Here is a 4,553-nt window from a genome sequence, read left to right on the forward strand (position 1 = left end):
GTACACACGTGTGCTCTACCGATGTGGGGGGGGCCTGTTCGCGCAGTACCCCCCCCAACCCCCTGGGGCGTAGGGGGAGGAACTGCGCGAACAGCCACAGACGGGCCGCAGACGCCACAGCGCAGCCCGCCGTACGGCGAAACCGCGCCCACCCTGGCCACCCAGGTGCGGCAGGCTCCTAGTGGTGGCGGCGGGAGTCCCGGCGCAGGCTGAAGCCGCCCGGCAGCCGCACCGCCGCGCTGCGCCGGCCGTGGCTGTCCCTGGTCACATGTGCCCGTCGGCTGCCGAGCGACCACGACCAGCCGTGCCGGCTGATCGTGACGTGCAGCAGCTTCGGGATCAGCGTGATCCGCTTGTGGTAGTGGAACGGCATCTCGGCCTCCTGCCCTCGCCTGCCCCGATGGTGCACGGCCCGCGCGCCGTCCGCGTCACCGGCGTGCCACGGCCGCGTCACGGACCGCGGACCTTCGACCGACCGTACCGGGAGCTACGCGGAAACCTCGATCCGGCCCTGCGCCGCCCGCCGGCTCCGGGCCGCGGCGACCGCCTGCTCGTACCGCTCGACGAGCAGCCGCGCCAGCTCGGGCGACGGGCCGAGGACGTCCGCGAGGACGTCCGCATCGCGGGCGCCCGCCGCGATCCGGTCCGGCAGCCGGCCCGGGGCGATGACGTACGGCGCGACGGCCACGCGCGCGCAGCCGTCGGCCCGCAGCGCGCGCACCGCGTCCTCCGTGCGCGGAAGGGATGCGGAGGCGAACGCAGGCCGCACGGAGCACCAACCGGTGCGCCGCAGCTCCCGCGCCGTTTCTGCGATCGCTGCGATCGCCTCCGGGTCTGTGGAGCCCGCCGAGGCCAGGACGACCCCGGTCGAGCGTCGGACGGCGGCGGACGGCGCCGCCCCGGCCTCGATCAGCCGGCGCTGCACCGCCGCCAGCAGCAGCGGCGACGGGCCGAGCACCTCCGCCTGCCGGATGCGCAGCCGCGGCAGCCGGGCGGACGCCTCGGCGAGCACGGCAGGGATGTCCGACTTGGCGTGGAAGGCGCGCGTCAGCAGCAGCGGCAGCGCCACCACGTCCGTCACGGCGCCCCGCGCCGCCCCCGGCTCCTCGGCCGCCAGCCGCTCCAACACCTGCGGCACGGACGGCGCGTTGAAGTCCAGGAAAGCCGTCTCCACGCGCAGCCCGGGCCGTAGCGCCCGCACCCGCCCCACCAGGGCGTGCACGGTCGCGGCGTGCCGGGCGTCACGGCTGCCGTGGGCGACGACGAGGAGACGGGGAGGGCGCATGGCGGTGCTCAGTTCTTGACGAGGAGACCGCGACCCCGCAGGATCGCGCGCTCCAGCGGGCTGAAGATCAACAGGTCGATGGCGATGCCGACCACCAGGATCAGCAAGATCGCCAGGAAGACGCCCGGCATGTCGGAGTTGTTGCGGCCGTTCTCCAACAACTGGCCGAGGCCGAGGCCCAGATCGGGTGAGGAGGCGATGATCTCCGCCGCCATCAGGGACCGCCAGGAGAACGCCCAGCCCTGCTTGAGCCCCGCCACGTAGCCCGGGAGCGCCGCCGGCATCACGATGTGCCAGGTGCCCTTGAGGCCGGTGGCGCCCAGGGTGCGTCCGGCCCGTAGGAACAGCGGCGGGACCTGGTCCACGCCGGACACCAGCCCGTTGGCGATCGACGGGACGGCGCCGAGCAGGATCACCGCGTACATCATCTGGTTGTTGAGCCCCAGCCAGATCACCGCGGGCGGCACCCACGCCACCGACGGGAGCGACTGGAGACCGGAGAGGATCGGCCCGATCGCGGCCCGGACGAACTTCACCCGGGCGACCAGCAGACCCAACGGGGTGCCGATCGCCAGCGCCAGCAGGAAGCCGAGCAGACCGCGCGAGACGCTGGTCCACACGATCTCCAGCAGCGTCCCCTGCAACCACAGGTCGGACAGGCTGTCCCAGACCGCGGACGGGGCGGGCAGGGAGCCCTCGTCGGTCACCTCCGCCCACACCAGCGTCTGCCAGACCGCCACCACCAGGGCGACCGCCACCAGCGGCGGCAGCACCTTGTTCAGCAGGACCTGCCGCAGCGGGGTCCGCTGGGTCTGTACGGCGTCCAGGGCGTCGAGCCCCGCCTCAAGACCGGCGAGGTCCCCCGAGCCGGCGCGGCCGGCCCCGGCGTCCCCCTTCGCGCCATCGGCGCTCCCGGCGTTCCCGGCCTTCTTGGCCGGAGGACTCTCAGTGCTGGCCATGTCGACGGATCTCCCCCCGCAGTTCTTCGGTGATCTCGATGGACAGCTCCGCCACCTCGGCGTCCTCGATGCGGCGCGGCTGCTCGATGCCGACCTCCCACTCCCGGGCGATCCGACCCGGCCGGGACGACAACAGCACCACCCGCTCGGCCAGCCGGACCGCCTCGCGGACGTTGTGCGTCACGAACAGCACCGAGAGCTGCGTCTCCCGCCAGATCCGGGTCAGCTCGTCGTGCAGCACGTCCCGGGTGATGGCGTCCAGCGCCGCGAACGGCTCGTCCATCAGCAGCAGTTGGCTGTCCTGGGCGAGCGCCCGCGCCAGCGCCACGCGCTGGCGCATCCCGCCGGACAGCTCGTGCACCCGCTTGCCGTACGCCCCGCCCAGCCGCACCAGTTCGAGCAGCCGTTCCGCCTCGGTGCGCCGCTCCGCCTTGGGGACGCCGCGCAGCCGCAGCGCCAACTCCACGTTCCGGCCCGCGGTCAGCCACGGGAACAGCGCGTGCTCCTGGAACATCAGCGCCGGGCGCCCGCCGGGGGTCTGGATGGCCCCCGCCGAGGGCGCGTCCAACCCGGCGACCAGGTTGAGCAGCGTCGACTTGCCGCAGCCGGAGGCACCGAGAAGGGTCACGAACTCGCCCGGAGCGACGTCGAGAGTGATGTCGTCCAGGACGAGTTGCCGCCCCGCAGGCGTCGCGAAGGACTTCGAGACGTGCTCGATCCGCGCGGCGTACCCGGCCGTCGTACGGGCCCCGGCCCGGTCCTTCGTCACAGTGGCGCTGGCCATGGTCGTCACCTCCTGGGAGTGGCTTACGGCTTACTTGACGCCGAGACCGGCGTCGGGAACCTCGGGCTTGCCTTCGGCCTTCAGCACCTTGTTCAGGGGCCGCAGGTCGTAGATGCCGGCCAGGTCGGGCTCCTTCACCAGGCCCGCCTTCACGGCGTGGTCGGCCTGCGCCTGGAGCGTGCTGGCCAGCGGGTCGTCCAGGAACTGGATCGACGGCCACGCGCCGTCGATGATCTCCGCGGGCAGCTCCTTGCCGGTGAGCGCCTTGAGCTTGCTGTTGGCGGACTTCTTCGCCGCGTCCGAGTTGGCGTTGATCCACGCGTTCGTCTTCACCGTGCCGCGGACGACGGCCTCCACCACGTCGGGGTGGTCCTTGAGGAACTTCTGGTTCACGATCACGTTGGTGATCACGAACTTCTTGTCCGGCCACAGCGTGGACTCGTCCAGGAGCTCCTTCGCGCCCAGGCTGACCAGCCTCGCGGCGGTCGGCTCGGGCACCCACGCGCCGTCGATGGAACCGGACTTGTAGGCGTCGGGGGTGATCTTGTTGTCCGAGCGGACCACGGACACGTCGCCCTTGCCGCTCTGCGCGTCCGTCTTCCAGCCCCGCTCCGCGATCCAGTTCAAGAACGCGACGTCCTGGGTGTTCCCGAGCTGGGGGGTGGCGATCTTCTTGCCCTTGAGGTCGTCCAGCGTCTTGATCTTCGCCGGGTTGACCACCAGCTTCACCCCGCCGGACGCCGAGCCGGCCACGATCCGCAGGTTCTTGCCCTTGGACTTGGTGAATCCGTTGATCGCGGGGGAGGGGCCGATGAAGCCGACGTCGATCGAGCCCGCGTTCAGCGCCTCGATCTCGGAGGGGCCGGCGTTGAAGGTCGTCGACTTGATCGCGGTCCCGCCCAACTCCTTCTGGAGGATGCCCTCCTGCTCACCGACGAGCGCCGTGGCGTGGGTGAGGTTGGGGAAGTAGCCGAGGCGCACGGTGTCGGCGGAGAGCTTCTTCCCCTTCGCGGCCGGGGCGACGTCGTCGTCCTTCTCGGACTCCGAGCCGTAGCCGCAGGCGGCGAGCGCGCCGACCAGCAGCGGCAGCGCGGCGGTCAGGGCGAGGGTACGGCGGAGGGCGGGGCGGGTGGCAGGCACGGGAGGTGTTCCTCTCGTTGTCCCCGGAGGCCACGCCGGTGCGGCGGGGCCGGGGAGTCATCGGGTAAGGGTCTTCGTTTCCGGCGCGGGTGGATCGGGACACGGGTCAGCGCGCACATCGCTCCACACCTCCCGAACCGGCGCCGAGGGTGCCACTACCCACCCGGCCGCCCTCTTTCGCGAAGGTGGCGAACACGTTCGTCATCAGAAGTCCCACTCCGACTTCTCGTCCTGCTCGTCGGCGCCTCCGGTCGGCTCCGCCGCGGACCGCGCCGAGCGGGCCGCCGTCACGAAGCTGTCTCCGGTCATGGCGGCGGTGAGGGTGGTGCCGTCGTTGGGGTCGATGAGGAGGAAGGCGCCGGTGCGGCGGGAGTGGGTGTAGGGG

5 protein-coding genes and 1 pseudogene are annotated in these 4,553 nt (G+C 72.1%); all 6 read right to left on the reverse strand.

The genetic code is table 11. The features are described 5' to 3' along the window. Window positions 1–178: 178 nt before the first annotated feature. Window positions 179–454 carry a DUF4236 domain-containing protein gene (locus tag ABZ842_RS38590; RefSeq protein WP_361548509.1) on the reverse strand — a complete coding sequence of 92 codons (276 nt, stop codon included), beginning with the start codon at window positions 452–454 and terminating at the stop codon, window positions 179–181. A 33-nt stretch (window positions 455–487) separates the two neighbouring features. Further along, window positions 488–1,285 (reverse strand): CbiX/SirB N-terminal domain-containing protein, encoded by a 798-nt coding sequence (locus ABZ842_RS38595; protein WP_361548512.1) that lies wholly within the window; start codon window positions 1,283–1,285, stop codon window positions 488–490. An 8-nt stretch (window positions 1,286–1,293) separates the two neighbouring features. Continuing rightward, entirely contained in the window at window positions 1,294–2,244 is a 951-nt protein-coding gene (locus ABZ842_RS38600) for an ABC transporter permease (RefSeq protein ID WP_361548515.1), read from the reverse strand. Further along, window positions 2,231–3,028 (reverse strand): ABC transporter ATP-binding protein, encoded by a 798-nt coding sequence (locus ABZ842_RS38605; protein WP_361548518.1) that lies wholly within the window; start codon window positions 3,026–3,028, stop codon window positions 2,231–2,233. Before ABZ842_RS38605 ends, ABZ842_RS38600 begins: the two co-directional genes overlap by 14 nt. A 30-nt stretch (window positions 3,029–3,058) precedes the next feature. After that, window positions 3,059–4,168 carry an aliphatic sulfonate ABC transporter substrate-binding protein gene (locus ABZ842_RS38610; RefSeq protein WP_361548521.1) on the reverse strand — a complete coding sequence of 370 codons (1,110 nt, stop codon included), beginning with the start codon at window positions 4,166–4,168 and terminating at the stop codon, window positions 3,059–3,061. A gap of 204 nt (window positions 4,169–4,372) precedes the next feature. Further along, window positions 4,373–4,553, reverse strand: a pseudogene (locus ABZ842_RS38615) (hypothetical protein); the annotation flags it as partial.

Origin of the sequence: Streptomyces sp. NPDC047315 (assembly GCF_040643215.1) — a bacterium.
GTDB lineage: Bacteria > Actinomycetota > Actinomycetes > Streptomycetales > Streptomycetaceae > Streptomyces.